Raw genomic sequence first — 18,514 nt, 5'->3', positions numbered from 1 at the left:
GCTCAGAACGGCGGGCCCGGCCGGAGTGCCGGGCGCGGAGGGCTCGGGCGTGACCGGCCCGGATGCGCTGGACGGCCCGGTAGGGTCCGGCGCCCCGGACGACCGGGAAGTCCCGGACCCCGCCTCACCACCCGGCGAACCCCCACGCGACGGCACAGCCGGACCGACGGACGCGGCGGCCCCGGAGGCGGCCGCCCCTGAACTCCCCTCACGAACGGCCGAGTTCTCCCGACCTCCGGCGCCAGGAACGGCGGCACCCGGCCCCGCGCCGGCCGGCCGATCACCGTCCCCGACCCCGGCAGGCGCCGTAGCCGTCCGAGGGACCGGCGTCCCCACGGCCGTATAAGCCACCGCCATCGCCGCCGCTCCCGCCGCACCCGGCCAGCGCCGGCGCGCCCGCGCAGACGACGGCCGCCGAGGCGCCCGGCAGGGCGCGTCGACGGCCGGTTGTCGCAGGGGCGCAGGTCGCTCGAAGCATCGCGCCATGATTGCTGACGCTCCGTCGGGCAGGAAGCCTCGTGCGGTACTCCCGCCGGGCTCAGTCCGAGATGAGCCCCTCGCGCAGCTGGGCCAGCGTGCGCGTCAGCAGCCGGGAGACGTGCATCTGGGAGATGCCGACCTCCTCGCCGATCTGGGACTGGGTCATGTTGGCGAAGAAGCGCAGCATGATGATCCGCCGCTCGCGGGGCGGCAGCTTGGCCAGCAGCGGCTTGAGCGACTCGCGGTACTCCACACCCTCCAGGGCCGTGTCCTCGTAGCCGAGACGGTCGGCCAGCGAGCCCTCGCCGCCGTCGTCCTCGGGGGCCGGGGAGTCCAGGGAGGAGGCGGTGTACGCGTTGCCGACCGCGAGGCCGTCGACGACGTCCTCCTCCGACACGCCCAGTACGGCGGCGAGTTCGGCGACCGTGGGCGAGCGGTCCAGCTTCTGGGACAGCTCGTCGCTGGCCTTGGTGAGGGCCAGGCGCAGCTCCTGGAGGCGGCGCGGGACGCGGACCGACCAGGAGGTGTCGCGGAAGAAGCGCTTGATCTCACCCACGACCGTCGGCATCGCGAACGTCGGGAACTCCACGCCCCGTTCGCAGTCGAACCGGTCGATCGCCTTGATCAGCCCGATGGTGCCGACCTGGACGATGTCCTCCATCGGCTCGTTGCGCGAGCGGAAGCGCGCGGCGGCGTAGCGCACGAGCGGGAGGTTCAGCTCGATCAAGGTGTCCCGGACGTAGGCGCGTTCGGGGCTGTCCTCGTCGAGGGCGGCGAGCCGCAGGAAGAGGGAGCGGGAGAGGGTGCGGGTGTCGATGTCCCCCGAGGCCGGCGGTGCGGGGACCGCGGCGGCCTGGAGGTCCTGGGCCGGCGCGGCCACCAGGGCCGCGGCATCGTCGAACGCGGCGTCGGGCGCGGACTCGCTCTTCGTGAGCGTGAGCACCTTCGAGCTGCCCTGATCTGCGGACATGCCACCCCCTTTGGGTCGCGGACGGTCGCGGCCGTGCTCCTCGCGTCGAGGAGCTCAGCCTTCACCTGAATACCGGAGCCGGAGCCACGGCAAACGCGCTTCAGGAAGAATGTCACATGTCGGCAACACGCTGTAGAGACATGTCGACATCCAAGACGCGAATCAGCCCTGCGTGCAGGCGGTGTGACGGTTCTTCAGCGTGATTTTTGAAACAACCGCGCTGGTGGGCGATTCGCTCGCTCAGGTGAAAGATCGTCCGGACGTTCTAGGCGCGCGAGCCGTACGCTCCAGAGGACCGCGAGAACCGGAGCGGGACGGGCGGCCCCGTACGACACGGGCAGCCCGGCGCGGCATGGGGCGGTCCGTGCGAGGGCCGGAAGGCCTACGCCTCGATGCGGTTGGCCATCCGCAGACGCTGGAAGCTGCGCGCCAGCAGCCGGGAGACGTGCATCTGGGAGACGCCGAGCTCGGCGCTGATCTGGGACTGCGTGAGGTTGCTGTAGTAGCGCAGCAGCAGGATGCGCTGCTCCCGCTCGGGGAGCTGCACCAGCAGATGGCGCACCATGTCGCGGTGCTCGACACCGTCCAGGGCGGGGTCCTCGTAGCCGAGCCGGTCCAGCAGTCCCGGCAGGCCGTCGCCCTCCTGGGCGGCTTCGAGGGAGGTCGCGTGGTAGGAGCGGCCGGCCTCGATGCAGGACAGCACCTCGTCCTCGGTGATGCGCAGCCGCCCGGCGATCTCGGCGGTGGTCGGGGTGCGCCCGAAGGCCGTCGTCAGGTCCTCCGTCGCGCTGTTGACCTGCACCCACAGCTCGTGCAGCCGGCGCGGCACGTGGACGGTGCGGACGTTGTCGCGGAAGTAGCGCTTGATCTCGCCGACGACGGTCGGCATCGCGAAGGTCGGGAACTGCACGCCCCGCTCGGGGTCGAAGCGGTCGATGGCGTTGATGAGGCCGATGGTGCCGACCTGGACCACGTCCTCCATCGGCTCGTTGCGGGAGCGGAAGCGGGCGGCGGCGTAGCGCACGAGCGGGAGGTTGGCCTCGATGAGCGCCCCGCGCACCCGGTCGTGCTCCGGCGTGCCCGGCTGGAGGTCCTTGAGCTGGGCGAAGAGCACCTGCGTCAGCGCCCTGGTGTCCGCGCCCCGGCTGCGCTGCGGAGTGGCCGGAGCGGGAGCCTCTTCCTGGGGTGGCGCAGTACTGGCCGACACGGTCAACGCCACCTCTTCTTCGGTCAACCCATCCGTCAAAAGCGGTCATAGCATCACAAGACATGCCCACTGTGTGCAAGCACCGCAAAACTCCGTGTTGGGGGTGAGTTTGGGCATAAGAAGCACAACGGCCCCACACCGTCACGGTGCGGGGCCGGAGTGGCTGAGGTCAGAACTCGTAGTCGGCGATCACCCACGTGGCGAACTCCCGCCACAGGGCCACGCCCGCCTGGTGCGCGGGGTGCTCGACGTACCGGCCGAGCGCCTCGGCGTCCTCGAAGGCGGAGTTGATCGCGAAGTCGTGGGCGATCGGGCGGTCGCTGAGGTTCCAGCCGAGCTCCCAGTGGCGGATCTCGGCGATCTCGCCCTCCAGCGCGCGGAAGGCCTTCTCGCCCTCGGCCACGCGGGGGTCGTCGCGGTCGACGCCCTCGTTCAGCTTGAACAGCACCAGGTGGCGGATCATGAGTCACCTCCGTTGGCGACCCAGGTCATGAAGTCGCCGATGGCCTTGGCGGCCTCCGATATGCCCTCGAACCCTATCTGCACGTAGTCGGCCGCCTTGGCCGGGTCCGTGATGATCAGATACAGGACGAAGACCACGAGTACATAGACGGCGATCTTCTTCGCATTCACCGCCACCGCGGCCTCCCCTGTCGCCTGCCACTGGCCCACGAACCCCTGTTCGCCGGCGGTGAGTGTAACTTCACGCCCTATTTAAGGACCAACGGCCCATGGCCCAGGGCCTTTCGTCACCCGCCCGGAGCCCGGCGCGGGGCACAGTATGGGGCTGTGCCCCGGAGGACCGGCAACGGCCCGGCGGGGTGCGGGAAGGCCCTCACTGCGGGGTGCGCGCCGGGACATTCCCCCGTCGACCGGCGTGCGCTCGAGGGCCGGCCTCCGCCGGAGGGGGCGGTCTCCCCCGGGACCGCCTCCCCCGTCCTCGTGGCGGGTCTCCCGGGCCTCGCGCGCACCGTCGCCCGCCCGCCCCGCGGCGTACGGTGGCCGCCATGGTCACCGTCGACGACGTACGGCGCCTCGCGCTCGCTCTGCCGCGCACCGAGGAGCATCTGATCCACGACCGGGTGAAGTTCCGCGTCGGGCGGATCGTCTACCTGGCCTTCTCCCGCGACGAGACCGTCCTCGGCTTCGCCTTCCCCAAGGAGGAGCACGCGGCCCTGGTCGCCTCGGACCCGGAGAAGTTCCTCCTGCCCCGGGCCTCGGACCTGCGCTACAACTGGGTCGAGGTCCGTGTCGCCGCGCTCGGCGAGGGCGAGCTGGCTGAACTGGTCACCGACGCGTGGCGCATGTGCGTCCCCGCCTCGGTGGCCCGCGCCCACCTGGACCCGGACCCGCCGCTGCCGCACTGACGGCACCGCGGCACCCTTTGCGCGACCTCGTACACGCGAGGCACGACCCCGTACACACGAGAAGGGCCCCGTACACACGAGAAGGGCCCCGTCTTCCGACGGGGCCCTTCTGCGAAGCGGTAGCGGAGGGATTTGAACCCTCGGTGACTTGCGCCACACTCGCTTTCGAGGCGAGCTCCTTCGGCCGCTCGGACACGCTACCGAGGGAGACCCTACAGCACGGGGCGGCCTGGGCAGAAATCGGTATTCGGTGGGACTCCCCGCGCGGTCAGCGGGTCCGGAAGAACTCCGTGAGCTGCCGCGCGCACTCCTCGGCCAGGACGCCCTGGACGACCTCGGGTCGGTGGTTGAGGCGCCGGTCGCGGACCACGTCCCAGAGCGAGCCGGCCGCGCCCGCCTTCTCGTCGCGGGCGCCGTAGACGACCCGGTCGACGCGGGACAGGACGATCGCGCCCGCGCACATCGTGCACGGCTCCAGCGTGACCACGAGCGTGCACCCGGTCAGCCGCCAGTCGCCCGCGCGCCGCCCGCCGACGGCCTCACCGGTGGCGTCCGGCGCCCCGGTCTCCCGCAGCCGTGCGGCCGCCCGCCGGATGGCGAGCACCTCGGCGTGGGCCGTCGGGTCGCCGCCGGCCTCGCGCTCGTTGTGGGCGACGGCGAGCACCGTACGGCCGTCCGCGGCCAGCACGACGGCGCCGACGGGGACGTCCCCGCCCCGGACGGCCAGTTCGGCCTCCTCCAGGGCGAGGCGCATCGGGTCCCGCCAGCGGTCGCGTACCGGGTCGAAGCCCTCGGGGCCCTCGGGACGCCCGGGGGTTCCGGGGTTCCCAGGGGCCTCGGGGGTCCGGCCCTCCTCCCTCGGTGCGGTCAGCGGACGGTCTCCAGGACCTCCGCCGCGCCGAGGGCCTCGGCGATCACACCGAGCGCGTCGTCGGACAACGTCTTCAGCTCCTTCTCGCTGATACCGAGGTCGTCGAGAATGCCCGACTCGCCCACCGGGCCGTGCGGCACGGCCTCGGCGGAGGCGCCGTCGGAGTCGGCGGCGTCGTCGGAGTCCTCGTCCTCGCCGTCCTCGGTGCCGTCGAGGTCCAGGGCGTCCAGGTCGTCGTCACCCGGGTCCCGGCCGAGCAGTTCGTCGGTGAGCAGGATCTCGCCGTACGAGCTGCGGGCGGCGGCAGCGGCGTCGGAGACGTAGACGCGCGGGTCGTCCTCACCGTCCACACGGACGATGCCGAACCACGAGTCCTCCTGCTCGATGAACACGAGGACCGTGTCGTCCTCGTCGCCGGAGGACTCCCGGGCCAGTTCGGCCAGATCGGACAGGCTTTCCACATCGTCGAGCTCTGTGTCGCTCGCTTCCCACCCGTCTTCGGTGCGCGCGAGCAGTGCGGCGAAGTACACCGTGACTCTCCCACTGGTCAGAGGCGTGCCGGTTGGGGGTCCCCCCGGCGGAGGTTGCGGGCGGGGAAGCTCGGGCTCCGAGCCCCACCCACTCGGAATCGTGGCAGAAACGAGGCGTCCAGGGGACGTCTTCGGCTCCCTGTGTCCGGCAGTTTCGATCGCGGCCGTGCCATCGACTCACCAGCGCACTCGTTGCCGCCACGTGCGGATCGTACGCGGGTCCAGTCCGGGTCCACGCACGCCCGACCTGGTCAACACCCGTGACAGGCGCGGATCTTCCCGTTTCCGCCGCCGACTTTCCGACCTGGGATTCTCTACCAGCGGAACGTGCGCATGCGCATCGCGTGGCGCAGCCGGGCGGCCTTCGCCCTGCGCGGCTGGACCCGGTCACGCAGCTCGCGGGCCTCGGCGAGTTCGCGCAGGAACCGGGCGCGTCGCCTCCGGCGCTCGGCGTCGTTCTCCGGCGCGCCCTCCTCGGCGCCGGGCCCGGCCGTACCGCCGGCGCCCTCGCGGCCCTCGTGGTCAGGCAGATCCCGCATCGGCACACCACCCCAGCCCAGTCAGTCCCTCCCACCTTCCCCCGACCGGGCGGTTTGACGCCAGCGCGCGGGGACAGGCCGCGCGGTTACTGTTATGGACATGCGTCTCCACGTCGTCGACCACCCTCTGGTCGCCCACAAGCTCACCACCCTGCGCGACCAGCGCACCGACTCCGCGACCTTCCGGCGTCTCGCCGACGAACTGGTCACCCTGCTCGCCTACGAGGCCACGCGGGACGTACGCACCGAGCAGGTCGACCTCGACACGCCGGTCGCCCGGACCACCGGTGTCAAGCTCTCCCACCCGCGCCCGCTGGTGGTGCCGATCCTGCGGGCCGGTCTCGGCATGCTGGAGGGCATGGTGCGGCTGCTGCCGACCGCCGAGGTGGGCTTCATGGGCATGATCCGTGACGAGGAGACGCTCCAGGCCTCCACGTACGCCACGCGGATGCCGGAGGACCTCTCCGGGCGGCAGGTGTACGTGCTGGACCCGATGCTGGCGACGGGCGGCACGCTGGTCGCGGCGATCCACGAGCTGATCAAGCGGGGGGCCGACGACGTGACCGCCGTCGTGCTGCTCGCCGCGCCCGAGGGGGTCGAGGTGATGGAGCGGGAGCTGGCGGGGACGCCGGTGACCGTGGTGACGGCGTCCGTGGACGAGCGGCTCAATGAGCAGGGGTACATCGTGCCGGGGCTGGGGGATGCGGGGGACCGTATGTACGGGGCTGCCGAGTAGGGCGGTGCCCTGCTTTCCTGGGCGGTGAGGGGTGCGGGGTGCCTGCGGCTGGCGGTGCGTTGTGGCCGGTCGCGCAGTTCCCCGCGCCCCTCTTGGCTTTGCGTGGTTCCTCGTGGCCCTGAGGGTTCTGCGGGAGCTGCGTGCGGCTCAGGGCCTTGCGCCGTTCCCGCGCCCCTTAAGGATCGCGCCGTTCCCCGCGCCCCTGGGGGCTGCGTGGTTCCTCGTGGCCCTGACAGTCTTGTGGGAGCCTGGCGCGGCTCAGGGCTTTGCGCCGTTCCCGCGCCCCTTAAGGATCGCGCCGTTCCCCGCGCCCCCAAAGACTGCGCAGTTCCCCTTGGCCCCCAAAGATTGCGCCGTTACCCGCGACCCTGAAGGCCCGCGCCCCTTGAAGACCCCGTCGGGGTCAGCAGGTGCTCTTGTCGGTGGGGGGTGGGGTCTTCAGGTTGGTGAGGGTTTGGGCGGCGGTTGTCGTGGGGGTGAGGGTGCGGAATCTGTCGCCGATGACGAGGTCCAGGGTGGTGTCCTTGCGGGCCGCGTCCGTGCGGGGTTCGGCGCCGGTGAGCTGGGCCGCGAGGACCGGGAGCGCGGTGTCGCGGGCGGAGGCGGGGCCGAGCAGGAGGCCGATGCCCTTGACCTTCTTGTCGAACTCGGCGGCCGCGTTGCCGACGTCGCCGATGCGGAAGCCGCGCTTCTTCAGCTCGTCCGCGGTCTGCTTGGCCAGGCCCGCGCGGGTCGTGGCGTTGAAGACGTTGACGGTGATCCGGCGGGGCTCGGGCAGGACCTTGGCCGCACCGGGCGAGGGACTGGCCTTGGTGGCGCAGTCCGCCTTGGGCCCGGCCGCGCTGGCCTTGTCGCCGTCGCCGCCGGAGAAGACGTCGATGAGCTGCAAGGTGCCCCACCCGGCCGTCCCGAGGACGGTGAGGGTGGCGACGACCGCGAGGACGCGCCGGGCGCGCCGCCGGGGGCGGCGCATTCGCGGGTATTTGTCCCCCGTGATCCGGTACTGGCCGCCCATGCCCGGGGGAGTCAGCATGCTCATGGGCGCAGCGTAGTGCGACGCGGCGACGATGCCTACTAGATGATCATTCGACGCTGCGCGGTCCAACCCGAAAGGGCCAACAGCCGGCCGGCGGGTTGAGGCCCCGAGAGGCCTGGTGAAGCCCTGGAATGCCTCGAAAAGCCCTGGTGCGGGCCCTAGTCCAGCTCCAGCACGCGCGCGTGCAGCACCTGGCGCTGCTGGAGCGCGGCGCGGACGGCGCGGTGCAGGCCGTCCTCCAGGTAGAGGTCGCCCTGCCACTTCACGACGTGTGCGAACAGATCGCCGTAGAAGGTGGAGTCCTCGGCGAGGAGGGTCTCCAGGTCGAGCTGCTGCTTGGTCGTCACGAGCTGATCGAGGCGGACCGGGCGCGGCGCGACGTCCGCCCACTGCCGGGTGCTCTCCCGGCCGTGGTCGGGGTACGGCCGGCCGTTTCCGATGCGCTTGAAGATCACACGGAAAGCCTACCGGTCAAGACCTTCCGGGCGCAGCCATGGAGACGCAGTGCGACCCTGGAAAAGATGCCGTGAACCGGGTCGAATCGGAACAGGGGTCCGCCATGAGCGACCGCGAGACCATGCCCGGGGCCGTCGCGCCCGAGGCTCCGGGCAGTGCCCCGGCGCTGCCCGAGGAGGCGTTGCGGATCGCCGCCGGGTACGCCTTCGCCGGCCCCGTGCTGGACCTGGGCGCCCTGCTCTGGGACGGGCACTGCATGCCCGACGCGCGGGTACGTATCCCGTTGCCCGTGCTCAACCGGCACGGCCTGGTCGCGGGCGCCACCGGCACCGGGAAGACCAAGACGCTCCAGCTGATCGCCGAACAGCTCTCGGCGCAGGGCGTGCCGGTGTTCCTCGCCGACGTCAAGGGCGATCTCTCCGGCGTGTCCGCACCCGGCGCCGAGGGCGACAAGGTCCGCTCGCGGGCCGCCGAGGTCCACCAGCGATGGACGGCGACCGGCTTCCCCGCCGAGTTCTACGCGCTCGGCGGCATCGGCCACGGCATCCCCGTACGGGCCACCGTCACCGGCTTCGGCCCTCTGCTGCTGTCGAAGGTGCTCGGGCTCAACCGGACCCAGGAACAGTCCCTCGGCCTGATCTTCCACTACGCCGACACCAAGGGCCTGGAGCTGGTCGACCTCAAGGACCTGCGCGCGGTGGTCGCCTTCCTCGTGTCCGACGAGGGCAGACCGGAACTGCGGGACATCGGCGGGCTGTCCACCGCCACGGCCGGGGTGATCCTGCGCTCGCTGACCGCCTTCGAGGCACAGGGCACGGGCGACTTCTTCGGCGAGCCGGAGTTCGACACGGCGGAGTTCCTCCGTACGGCGGCGGACGGGCGCGGCGTCGTCTCGGTGCTGGAGCTGCCCGCCGTGCGGGACAGGCCGCAGCTGTTCTCGACGTTCCTGATGTGGCTGCTGGCGGACCTCTTCCACGACCTGCCCGAGGTCGGCGACGCCGACCGGCCGGAGCTGGTGTTCTTCTTCGACGAGGCGCATCTGCTGTTCGACGGGGCCTCGAAGGCATTCCTCGACGCGATCACGCAGACCGTGCGGCTCATCCGCTCGAAGGGAGTCGGGGTGTTCTTCGTGACGCAGTCTCCGAAGGGCGTCCCCTCCGACGTGCTCGGGCAGTTGGGCAACCGGATCCAGCACGCGCTGCGCGCCTTCACCCCGGACGACCAGAAGGCGCTGAGGGCCACGGTGCGGACCTTCCCTGATTCGGCGTACGACCTTGAGGAACTGCTCACCGGCCTCGGCACCGGCGAGGCCGTGGTCACCGTCCTCGGCGAGAGGGGCGCGCCGACACCGGTCGCCGCGACCCGGCTGCGGGCCCCCGAGTCGTTGATGGGGCCGGTCGACGCGGCCGGGCTGGACCGCGCGGTGACGGGCTCGCCGCTGTACGAACGTTATGCACAGGCTGTGGACCGAGAGTCGGCGTACGAGAAGCTGGCCGAGGGGAAGCCGGAGCATCCCGGGGAGCAGGCGGGGGAGAGGCCCGCGGACGCGCCGCGCGGGAAGCGGGAGCGGGAGGAGGGCGGGTCCGCTCCCGGGGGCGAGCGGTCCATGGTGGAGCAGGTCATGGGCAGCAGCATGTTCAGGTCGCTGGCCCGGTCGATCGGTACGCAGATCGGACGGGAGATCACCCGCTCGGTCTTCGGCACGGCCCGTAGACGCCGCTGAGCCGTAGTCGCCGGGGGACGCCACTGAACCGGGGCCGCCGGGGGCCGAGTCGCGCTCCCGGCCTGTCCGCAGCGCGCCGAGCCGCGTTTCCCGGCTCGTCCCGTGTCGCCGAGCCGCGCTTCCCCGGCCTGTCCCGTGTCTCCGAGCCGCACTTGCCGGTCCCGTCCGGTGCCGCGGTGAGCCGGGCGTCCGTGGGGACGCCCGGCCCGCTTCAGCGGGACTCTCGCCGCTTCACCGGAGGCCGCGGCTCGGGCCGCTTGCTCTCCGGCTTGGGCGCGCCGCGTGCGGCCTCGGCGCGCAGCAGGGCGCGCAGTACCGCATAGGGGTCCGAGGGCATCTCGGGTGCTCCTTGTGTCGGGAGGGACGGGGCTGCCTGGGGGAGCGGCCCTGTCAGCAGCGCAGCACCACCGTGCGCAGCCCGCGCAGGGCGTACGGCGGCCGCGGCGACGCCGGGTGGAGCGGGCCGGGTCCGGTGCGGGGCGCCGCCGGGCCGGCCGGGGCGGGGCGCGGGGACGCGGCGGTGCGGCGTGCGGAGCGGGCCGGTGGCCTCAGGGCGGAGTCCAGTACGTCGTACTCGACGCTCTCGCCGGGGACGGTGAGGGCCGGCGCGGTGAGACCGCCCACCCCCGGTGGCGTGCCCAGGAGCAGGGCGAGCACCAGCACGAGCACCCGCGGCCAGCTGAGGCGGCGGGTCGGGCGCGATGTGGTGCTCATGCCGAGTGCTGTGCCCGGCGAGGGCCCGACGTGCAGCACCCGGAGCCAAGATCCGCCTGCTTGGACCACACGCGAGGCCCACCCCGGCCCTCTCCCCCGCAGCCCTCCCCCGCGGCTCACACCGTCCGCGGCTCATACCGTCCCCGGCTCACCCCGTCCGCCGATCACACCGTCCTCGGGGCCCGTCCGGCGCGGCCGCGGATGTAGAACGCCGTGACGATCTCCGTGACGCCGACCACGAGCAGCCAGATGCCCCCGACCAGCGTGAGCACGGCGACCGACTCGAAGGGGGAGTCGATCAGCACGACGCCGGCGACGAACGTGAGCACGCCGAGGGCGATCTGCCAGCCGCGGGCCGGCATCGAGCTGTCCGAGGCGGCGGCCAGCGTCTGGGTGATGCCGCGGAACAGCCAGCCGATGCCGATCCACAGGGCCAGCAGCAGGATCGACTGCATCGGGCCGCGGAAGCAGAACAGGCCCAGCAGGATCGACAGGGCGCCGCTGACGAAGGCCAGGACGCGCAGCGAGGTCGTCCGGTGGGTGCCGAACGCGGCGACGAGCTGGAGGACGCCGCTGACCACCAGATAGACGCCGAAGAGGAGGCCGACGACGAAGAGTGACGCGTCCGGCCAGACCAGGACGAGGACGCCGAGGACCAGCGAGGCGACGCCCGTGAGCAGGACGACCTGCCAGGCGGCCCGGGACAGGACGTGCAGGGGGCCCTCGAGGGGCGGTTCGGGGGCGTGCCGGCCGTGGTGCGGGGGCCCGCCGCCGTGGACGCCGCGGTCGTCGTGGTCGGGGCCCCGGGGGGAGCCCGTAGGTGCCTCGGTCATGGTTCATGCTTCGGTGGTCGGGTGGTTGGGTGCCACCTGGAGGGGGCCACGGGGGTGGCCGTGCCGCCGGGCCGCCGGGGCGTCCGGGGTCAGGCCTTCTTCACGGCACGGGCCGCCTTCGCCGCGGCCTTCACCTCCTGCTTGTGGGCACGGACCTTGGCGAGCGACTCCGGCCCCGTGATGTCCGCCACGGAGCGGAACGCGTCGTCCTCGCCGTAGGGCCCGGCGGCCTCGCGCCAGCCCCGGGGGCGTATGTCGAGCTGTTTGCCGAGCAGGGCCAGGAAGATCTGCGCCTTCTGCTTGCCGAAGCCGGGCAGGTCCTCCAGGCGGCGCAGCAGTTCGGGCCCGTCGCCGACGCCCTTCCAGACGAGTTCGGCGTTGCCGTCGTAGTGCTCGACGAGGTAGCGGCTCAGCTTCTGGACGCGCTGGGCCATGGAGCCCGGGTAGCGGTGGACCGCGGGCTTCTCCGACAGCAGCGCGGCGAAGTCCTCCGGGTCCTGGGCGGCGATGTCGTGGGCGTCCAGGTCGTCCGCGCCGAGCCGGTCGGCGATCGTGCGCGGGCCCTTGAACGCCCACTCCATCGGCACCTGCTGGTCCAGCAGCATCCCCACCAGCGCGGCGAACGGGCTGCGGCCGAGCAGGGCGTCGGCCGTCGGGTCCTGGGCGAGGTGCAGCGTGGCGTCCATGACCCCGATCATCTCTCTCCCCGCGTCAGCTCTCCACGTGAGCGCTGCTGAACGCCGGGCCGGGGCGGGCGCCGGTCCCGGACGGTGACGCGGACACTCCGGACCGTGAGATCCGAGGGGCGATGCCCCTATGTACGCCCCGGGCGCCGGTCCGGCTCCGGGCGGCGACCCCGGCCCCCTGGTGCCCTGCCGGGTCGCGTACGATTCCGGCACACTCCACTTAGGCAAGGCTTACCTAAAACACAAAGGGGCGAGGGTGACCACCGAGATCTACCGGGACGCCTGGGGCATACCCCATCTGCGCGCCGACGGCGTCCTCGCGCTCGCCCGCGCCCAGGGCCGGGTCACCGCACGCGACCGGGCCTGGCAGCTGGAGGTCGAGCGGCACCGGGCCCAGGGCACCACGGCGGCGTTCCTCGGCCCCGAGGCCGTCGCCTGGGACGTCTTCGCCCGCCGGCTGCGCCTCGCCGACACGGCCCGGCGGTGCGCCGCGCACCTGGAGGAGACGGACCCGGAGAGCGCGGCATGGGTCCGGGCGTACGTGGAGGGGGTCAACGAGGGCCTCGCGGAGAGGGCGGACGGTGAGCCCCCGGCCGGGGCACCGGAGTTCGCCCGGGCCGGGCTCGCGCCGGGCCGCTGGGAGCCCTGGACGCCGTACGCGATCTGGCTCAGCGCGCACATCCCGTTCGCCGGGTTCCCCTCCAAGATCTGGCGGGACCGGCTCCGCCGCCACCTCGGCCCCGGGGCCGTCGCCCTGTTCGCCACCGACGGCCCCGGCACCGCGGGCAGCAACGGCTGGCTGCTGACCGGCGACCGCACCGTCACCGGGCGGCCCCTGCTCGCCGGCGACCCCCACCGCTTCATCGAGGACCCCGGCGTCTACCAGCAGATACGCCTCGCCTGCGAGGAGTTCGACGTCGTCGGCCTCGCCGTGCCCGGCGTCCCCGGCATCGCCCACTTCGGCCACGCCGGAGCCGTCGCCTGGTCCATCACCCACGCCATGGCCGACAGCCAGGACCTCTACCGCGAGCGGCTGCGCCGCACCGGCGCCGGTGTCGAGGCGCTCGGCCCCGACGGACTGTGGCAGCGGGCCGCCCTGCACACCGAGACCGTCGAGGTCGCGGGCGAGGAGCCGGTGCGGGTGGAGATCATCGAGACCGACCGGGGTCCCGTCGTCGAGGGCGGCCCCGAGGGCCTCGACGACGGCACCCCGCTCGCCCTCAGCCTGCGCTACGCCGCCCGCGTCACCGCCGACCTGGGCTTCTCCGCCCTGCTGCCGCTGCTGCGCTCGCGCACCGTCGCCGACGTCGACCGGGCCGCCGACCGCTGGGCCGAGCCCGTCAACGTCCTCCAGGCCGCCGACACCGACGGCGGCACCCTCCACCGTGTCGCCGGCCGGGTGCCCCTGCGCCCCGCGTCGCACGGGACCGGCGTCGTCGACGCCTGGGAGGACGGCCACGCCTGGCGGGGCTGGCACGAGACGCCCCACGCGGCCGTACCCCGCCGGGGCGCGGCCGTGATGGCCAACGAACGCGGCCTCGCCGCCCCCCTCGGCGTCGAGTTCGCCCCGCGCCACCGCGCCGACCGGATCGCCGAACTGCTCGCCGGGAAGGAGAAGTGGGCGGTCGCCGACATGCCGGCGATCCACATGGACACCCACCTGGCCTCGGCCGCGGCCCTGCTCGAACAGGTCGAGGGCATCCGCGCACCCCTCGGTCCCGAGGCCGCCGCCCTGCGCGAGCGTCTGCTGCGCTGGGACCGCCGGATGGACGCGGACAGCCGGGACGCCGCCGCCTACGCCGCCCTGCGGACCCGGGTCGTACGGGCCCTCGCCGCACAGCCCGCCTTCGCCGAGCTCGCCCGGCCGACCGCGCACTCCGAGGTCCTGCTGCCCTGGCTCGCCCTCGTCCCGCGCGTCGGGTTCGCGCTGGAGAACATGCTCCGGGCGAAGGACCTGTACGGCATCGACCGCGAGGCGGTCGTCCGCGAGGCCCTGGAGGAGACCGCCGCGCGGCCCGCCGCCGCCTGGGGCGACACCCACCGCCTCGCCCCCTGGCGGGCCCTGCCCGACCCCGCGCCCGACGAACCGGGCCTGTCCGGCGACCACGACTGCGTGCTGTGCACCTCGGCCGTCCCCGGGGTCACCGACCTCGCCGCCCGCGCCCCCGCCGCCCGCTTCGTGTGGGACCTCGCCCGGCGCGAGGACAGCCGCTGGATCGTGCCCTTCGGCGCCTGCGGCGTCCCCGGCTCGCCCCACCACCGCGACCAGCTGCCGCTCTGGCTCGCGGGCGACCTCGCCCCGGTCGTCACCGACTGGGACCAGCTCACCAAGGAGACCGATGTCTGACCAGTACGCCGCCCGCACCGCCGTCCACGAACAGCGCGTCGACGGCTTCGGCCTCTTCCGCGTGCTGCGCCTCGACCCCGCCGCCGACGCCCCGGTCCTGCACGGCTGGGTGAGCGAGGAACGCGCCGAGTTCTGGGGCATGGTCGGCCTGACGGTCTCCCAGGTCGAGGAGATCTACGCCCACATGGACACCCTCGACACCCACCACGCCTTCCTGCTGGAACGGGAGGGCGAGGCCGTCGCCCTCTTCCAGACCTACGAGCCCGAGGCCGACCGGGTCGGCGAGTGCTACGACGTCCTCCCCGGCGACATCGGCGCCCACCTGCTCCTCTCCCCCGCCGGATCCGGCGGCGCCCGGCCGGGCTGGACCCGCGCGCTGACCTCCGTGATCACCTCGTACGTCCTGCTCACCCTGGACCGGCAGCGGGTCGTCGTCGACCCCGACGTCCGCAACGCCAAGGCCGTCGCCCTGTTCGGCAGGCTCGGCTTCGAGAAGGGCCCCGAGGTCGTCCTGCCCGAGATCGACCTCCCGGACGTGTACCTCCCCGAGAAGAAGGCCCGACTCGCCTTCCTCACAAGGGCGGTAGCCTTCCCGGCATGACGCCCCAGGAGCTGGTCGCGCAGTACGGTCTGGAGCCCATCCCGCTCGAGGGGGGACTGTTCCGCCGCACCTGGACCGGCCCCGAACGCCCCGACGGCCGTCCGGAGGGCACGGCCATCGTCGCCCTCCTCGCCGACGGGGACTACTCCGCCCTGCACCGCCTGAAGTCCGACGAGGTCTGGCACTTCTACCTCGGCGACCCGCTCGAACTGCTCCTCCTCGCGCCCGACGGCGGCACCGCCACCCAGGTGCTCGGGCCGGACCTCCGCCGCGGCCAGCGGCCCCAGCTGACCGTCCCCGCGGGCACCTGGATGGGCGGCCGGGTCGCCGAGGGCGGCACGTGGACGTTCTTCGGCTGCACGACCACACCCGGCTTCACCTACGAGGACTACGAGCACGGCACGGCGGCGGACCTGACGGCGCGCTACCCCGCCGAAGCGGACCGGATCATGGCACTGTGCCGGCCATGAACGAGCGGCGCGAAGGACTCCTGCGGGACCAGGTGGCCCTGGTCACGGGCGCGGGCGGCGGCATCGGACGCGGCATCGCGCTCCGGTTCGCCGAGGAGGGCGCGGCGGTGGCGCTGCACTGCCTTACGTCCGTGGAGCGGGCCGGCGAGACCGCCGCGCTGATCCGCGCCTCGGGCGGGCGGGCCGTCGTGCTGACCGCCGAGCTGACCGACGAGTCCGCGTGCCGACGGCTGGTGGACGAGGCCGCGCGGTTCGGCGACGGCCGTCTGGACGCGCTGGTCAACAACGCGGGGGTGCAGCCGGTACGGGCCCTGCCCGGTATGCCGGCGGAGGAGTGGCGGGCCGTCGTGGACACCAACCTCACCGGCGTCTTCGCCTGCACCCAGGCCGCGGCGGAGGTCATGCGGGCCCGGTCCGGGAGCGGTTCGGTCACCCACATCGCCTCGGTCGAGGCCCACCGCCCGGCCATCGGCCACGCCCACTACAGCGCCTCCAAGGCGGCGGTGGTGACGCACGCCCGCGCGGCCGCCGTCGAGTACGGGGAGTGGGGCATCCGGGTCAACAGCGTCTCCCCGGGCCTGATCGACCGCGACGGCCTCGCCGAGGCCTGGCCCGAGGGAACGGCCCGCTGGCAGGCCGCCGCCCCGCTGCGCCGCCTCGGCCGCCCCGAGGACGTCGCCGACGCCTGCGTCTTCCTCGCCTCCCCGCTGGCCTCCTGGATCACCGGCCAGGACCTGGTGGTGGACGGCGGGGTGTCCGCCCGGCCGGGCTGGTGAGGCGGTCCTCCGCCGAAGGCTCCCGGCCGCTTCGGGGGCGCGGGGAACTGCGCGACCGGCCACGACGAACCCGCCCGTCCGAGCGTTCCGGCACCGGTCGGCATCGGATGCTCCCGCGTGCGCGGGCTCCCGGCCGCTACGGGCAGCCCCGCGTCCCCCTGCCGGGGCAACGATCCCGGGCCCGGTTGAACACAACGCCGCCCCCGTACGTACACGTACCCGTGCGCACACGGCATGTCCTCCTGCTGGTCCCCCTCCTGCTGACCCTGCTGTTCGCCCCGGCCACCCCGGCCGCGGCACACGCGGCGCTCCGCAGCACCACCCCCACGGACGGCACGGTCCTCGACACCGCCCCCCGTGACCTCACCCTGACCTTCACCGAGCCGGTCGCCCTGCTCGACGGCTCGATCCGGCTGCTGGACCCCGGCAACCACCGCGTGGAGCTGCCGGAGCCGACGCACGGCCCGGAGGGCGACAGGACGGTCCGGGTCGCCCTGCCCGAGGGTCTCGGCCGGGGCACCTTCACCGTGGCCTGGCGCGTGGTCTCCGCCGACAGCCACCCCGTGTCCGGCGCGTTCACCTTCTCCGTGGGCGAACCCACCCCCACCACGGCCGCGCCGGACCTCGCCCAGCCCGAGCACCCCGCCACCGCGGCCCTGCACAACGCGGCCCGCTACCTCGCCTACCTCGCCGCCGCCCTGCTGCTCGGCACCGCCGTGTTCACCGCCGTGTGCCGTCCGGCCGACCCGGGCCGGCTGCGGCCCCTGCTCCGCACCGGCTGGTGGGCGCTCCTCGCGGCCACGGTCGCCCTGCTGATGCTGCGCGCCCCGTACGAGGCGGGCACCGCCCCCTGGACAGGCCTCGACGCCGACGCCCTGAACCGCACCCTCACCGGCCGCCCGGGCCGGGCCCTGCTCGCCCGGTTGGTCCTGCTGGCGGCCGCGGCCCTCTACCTGAGGAAGCTGTCCGCCCGCCGCACCCCGGCCACGCACGCCGTCGGCGTGGTCCTGGCCACGGGCCTCGCCCTGACCTGGGCGGCGGCCGAGCACGCCTCCGCCGGAATCCAGGTCCCGGCGGCGATGACCTCCTCGGTGCTGCATCTGCTGGCCATGGCCGTCTGGCTCGGCGGCCTCGCCGCCCTGCTCCGCGGCACCCCCTCCGCCGAGACGACCACCCGCTTCTCCCGGCTCGCCCTCACCTGTGTCGGCGTCCTGGTGGTCACCGGGGTCTACCAGTCCTGGCGCGGCCTCGGCTCCCTCGACGCCTTCACCGGTACCGCGTACGGCCGCGTCCTGCTCACCAAGCTGGGCGTGGTCGCCGTACTGCTCACGGCGGCGGCGTTCTCCCGGCGCTGGACGACCCGCCTGGAGCGGACCACGACGACCACGACGACCACGACAGCCGCGGCGACCGCGGCGCCCGTAGCGACCGCGGCGACCACGAAGGCGGCGAAGGCCACGGTGGCGGCGACGGCGGAGTGCGAGGCGGCCGTCCGCGCCCGCACCCCGCAGCCGGTCGGCGGCCCCGCGACGCCCGTCCCGGACGGACCCGACCGAGACGGACTCACCCCGGACGGACCCGCCCCGGAATCGTCGACATCAAAGCCCCCGGCCACCGAACCCCGCACCACCGAACCCCCCACCCCCGACCCCGCCGCCCTGCGCCGCTCCGTCCTCGCCGAGGCCACCCTCGCCGTGCTGGTCCTGGTCGTCACCACCGTGCTCACCAGCACCCTGCCCGGCCGGGCCGTCGCCGAGGCGGCGGCGCCCGCGCGGCAGGAGCAGGTGACCTCGACCGCGACCGTCCCCTTCGACGTCGGCACCCCCGGCGGGCGGGGCAGGGTCCAGGTCTCCCTGGACCCGGCGCGGGCCGGCGCGAACTCGGTCCAGGCCGTGGTGTTCGGGCCGGACGGCGGATTCGCCACCGTTCCCGAACTGCGGATCTCCTTCACCCTGCCCGCCCAGGACCTCGGCCCGATCGACGCGCGGCTGACCGACCGCGGCGGCTACTGGGCCACCGACGACGTCACCCTGCCCCTCGCCGGCACCTGGACGATGAAGGTCACCGTCCGGGTCTCCGAGGTGGACCAGGTGACCGAGAGCACGAAGGTGCGTATCGGAGCCTGACGGGGTCAGCCGAACGGATGACCCGGACGGGCCGAACCAGGGGAAC

General features: G+C 73.6%; 21 protein-coding genes and 1 tRNA gene. 8 read left to right on the top strand and 14 right to left on the bottom strand.

What is annotated here, in order from left to right; all coding sequences use genetic code 11:
- Positions 1-538 precede the first annotated feature (538 nt).
- The 4 genes from ACFYR0_RS09630 to ACFYR0_RS09615 all read right to left on the bottom strand — a co-directional run bounded on the left by ACFYR0_RS09630 (position 539) and on the right by ACFYR0_RS09615 (position 3,296).
- Positions 539-1,450: an RNA polymerase sigma factor SigF gene (locus ACFYR0_RS09630; RefSeq protein ID WP_386385134.1), complete on the bottom strand. Its 912-nt coding sequence runs from the start codon at positions 1,448-1,450 to the stop codon at positions 539-541.
- Positions 1,451-1,832: 382 nt separating this feature from the next.
- The gene (locus tag ACFYR0_RS09625; RefSeq protein WP_389323964.1) at positions 1,833-2,696 is read right to left on the bottom strand and encodes an RNA polymerase sigma factor SigF; all 864 of its coding nucleotides are present in this window, start codon (positions 2,694-2,696) and stop codon (positions 1,833-1,835) included.
- 130 nt (positions 2,697-2,826) lie between these two features.
- Positions 2,827-3,120 (bottom strand): Dabb family protein, encoded by a 294-nt coding sequence (locus ACFYR0_RS09620; protein ID WP_389323961.1) that lies wholly within the window; start codon positions 3,118-3,120, stop codon positions 2,827-2,829.
- Positions 3,117-3,296, bottom strand: coding sequence for a hypothetical protein (locus ACFYR0_RS09615; protein ID WP_386385128.1), 180 nt, complete (start codon positions 3,294-3,296; stop codon positions 3,117-3,119). Before ACFYR0_RS09615 ends, ACFYR0_RS09620 begins: the two co-directional genes overlap by 4 nt.
- Positions 3,297-3,664: 368 nt before the next feature.
- On the opposite strand from ACFYR0_RS09615, the gene ACFYR0_RS09610 reads away from it, so the two are divergent.
- Positions 3,665-4,024, top strand: coding sequence for an MmcQ/YjbR family DNA-binding protein (locus ACFYR0_RS09610; protein ID WP_389323958.1), 360 nt, complete (start codon positions 3,665-3,667; stop codon positions 4,022-4,024).
- Positions 4,025-4,141: 117 nt separating this feature from the next.
- Here the strand turns inward: ACFYR0_RS09610 and ACFYR0_RS09605 are convergent.
- The 4 genes from ACFYR0_RS09605 to ACFYR0_RS09590 all read right to left on the bottom strand — a co-directional run bounded on the left by ACFYR0_RS09605 (position 4,142) and on the right by ACFYR0_RS09590 (position 5,964).
- A tRNA-Ser gene (locus ACFYR0_RS09605) sits at positions 4,142-4,226 on the bottom strand.
- 66 nt (positions 4,227-4,292) lie between these two features.
- Positions 4,293-4,778, bottom strand: coding sequence for a nucleoside deaminase (locus tag ACFYR0_RS09600; protein WP_389323955.1), 486 nt, complete (start codon positions 4,776-4,778; stop codon positions 4,293-4,295).
- Positions 4,779-4,891: 113 nt separating this feature from the next.
- A complete protein-coding gene (locus ACFYR0_RS09595; RefSeq protein ID WP_389323952.1) occupies positions 4,892-5,425 on the bottom strand; it encodes a hypothetical protein in 534 nt (177 codons plus the stop codon).
- A 314-nt stretch (positions 5,426-5,739) separates the two neighbouring features.
- Positions 5,740-5,964 (bottom strand): hypothetical protein, encoded by a 225-nt coding sequence (locus tag ACFYR0_RS09590; protein ID WP_389323949.1) that lies wholly within the window; start codon positions 5,962-5,964, stop codon positions 5,740-5,742.
- Between the two features lie 100 nt (positions 5,965-6,064).
- Between ACFYR0_RS09590 and upp the strand changes: the two genes are divergently transcribed.
- A complete protein-coding gene (upp, locus tag ACFYR0_RS09585) occupies positions 6,065-6,700 on the top strand; it encodes a uracil phosphoribosyltransferase (protein ID WP_389323946.1) in 636 nt (211 codons plus the stop codon).
- A gap of 403 nt (positions 6,701-7,103) precedes the next feature.
- Here upp and ACFYR0_RS09580 read toward each other — a convergent pair whose 3' ends face one another.
- Both ACFYR0_RS09580 and ACFYR0_RS09575 read right to left on the bottom strand, forming a co-directional pair.
- Complete coding sequence (locus tag ACFYR0_RS09580; RefSeq protein WP_389323943.1) at positions 7,104-7,739, bottom strand: LytR C-terminal domain-containing protein; 636 nt, start codon at positions 7,737-7,739, stop codon at positions 7,104-7,106.
- A 155-nt stretch (positions 7,740-7,894) separates the two neighbouring features.
- Positions 7,895-8,191, bottom strand: coding sequence for a type II toxin-antitoxin system VapB family antitoxin (locus tag ACFYR0_RS09575; RefSeq protein ID WP_004943146.1), 297 nt, complete (start codon positions 8,189-8,191; stop codon positions 7,895-7,897).
- A gap of 104 nt (positions 8,192-8,295) precedes the next feature.
- On the opposite strand from ACFYR0_RS09575, the gene ACFYR0_RS09570 reads away from it, so the two are divergent.
- The gene (locus ACFYR0_RS09570; RefSeq protein WP_389323940.1) at positions 8,296-9,915 is read left to right on the top strand and encodes a helicase HerA-like domain-containing protein; all 1,620 of its coding nucleotides are present in this window, start codon (positions 8,296-8,298) and stop codon (positions 9,913-9,915) included.
- Between the two features lie 211 nt (positions 9,916-10,126).
- On the opposite strand, the gene ACFYR0_RS09565 is transcribed toward ACFYR0_RS09570, so the two are convergent.
- From ACFYR0_RS09565 to ACFYR0_RS09550, 4 genes are all read right to left on the bottom strand, one after another.
- Positions 10,127-10,252, bottom strand: coding sequence for a hypothetical protein (locus tag ACFYR0_RS09565; RefSeq protein WP_386385109.1), 126 nt, complete (start codon positions 10,250-10,252; stop codon positions 10,127-10,129).
- Positions 10,253-10,305: 53 nt separating this feature from the next.
- Complete coding sequence (locus tag ACFYR0_RS09560; protein WP_389323937.1) at positions 10,306-10,629, bottom strand: hypothetical protein; 324 nt, start codon at positions 10,627-10,629, stop codon at positions 10,306-10,308.
- Between the two features lie 164 nt (positions 10,630-10,793).
- Positions 10,794-11,462 (bottom strand): HdeD family acid-resistance protein, encoded by a 669-nt coding sequence (locus ACFYR0_RS09555; RefSeq protein ID WP_389323934.1) that lies wholly within the window; start codon positions 11,460-11,462, stop codon positions 10,794-10,796.
- Positions 11,463-11,551: 89 nt separating this feature from the next.
- Positions 11,552-12,148, bottom strand: a complete 597-nt coding sequence (locus ACFYR0_RS09550; RefSeq protein WP_389323931.1) for an HhH-GPD-type base excision DNA repair protein — start codon at positions 12,146-12,148, stop codon at positions 11,552-11,554.
- Positions 12,149-12,404: 256 nt separating this feature from the next.
- On the opposite strand from ACFYR0_RS09550, the gene ACFYR0_RS09545 reads away from it, so the two are divergent.
- The 5 genes from ACFYR0_RS09545 to ACFYR0_RS09525 all read left to right on the top strand — a co-directional run bounded on the left by ACFYR0_RS09545 (position 12,405) and on the right by ACFYR0_RS09525 (position 18,468).
- Entirely contained in the window at positions 12,405-14,495 is a 2,091-nt protein-coding gene (locus ACFYR0_RS09545; protein WP_389323928.1) for a penicillin acylase family protein, read from the top strand.
- Entirely contained in the window at positions 14,488-15,096 is a 609-nt protein-coding gene (locus ACFYR0_RS09540; RefSeq protein ID WP_389323925.1) for a GNAT family N-acetyltransferase, read from the top strand. The genes ACFYR0_RS09545 and ACFYR0_RS09540 overlap by 8 nt, the downstream gene beginning before the upstream one ends.
- Positions 15,093-15,566: a cupin domain-containing protein gene (locus ACFYR0_RS09535; RefSeq protein ID WP_389323922.1), complete on the top strand. Its 474-nt coding sequence runs from the start codon at positions 15,093-15,095 to the stop codon at positions 15,564-15,566. The genes ACFYR0_RS09540 and ACFYR0_RS09535 overlap by 4 nt, the downstream gene beginning before the upstream one ends.
- Complete coding sequence (locus ACFYR0_RS09530; protein ID WP_389323919.1) at positions 15,563-16,342, top strand: SDR family NAD(P)-dependent oxidoreductase; 780 nt, start codon at positions 15,563-15,565, stop codon at positions 16,340-16,342. The genes ACFYR0_RS09535 and ACFYR0_RS09530 overlap by 4 nt, the downstream gene beginning before the upstream one ends.
- Positions 16,343-16,563: 221 nt before the next feature.
- Complete coding sequence (locus ACFYR0_RS09525) at positions 16,564-18,468, top strand: copper resistance protein CopC (RefSeq protein WP_389323916.1); 1,905 nt, start codon at positions 16,564-16,566, stop codon at positions 18,466-18,468.
- Positions 18,469-18,514 lie beyond the last annotated feature (46 nt).

Source organism: Streptomyces sp. NPDC005017 (assembly GCF_042873115.1).
GTDB lineage: Bacteria > Actinomycetota > Actinomycetes > Streptomycetales > Streptomycetaceae > Streptomyces.
The sequence above is the reverse complement of the archived record's forward strand: the minus strand, read 5'-3'. Positions and strand labels throughout refer to the sequence as shown.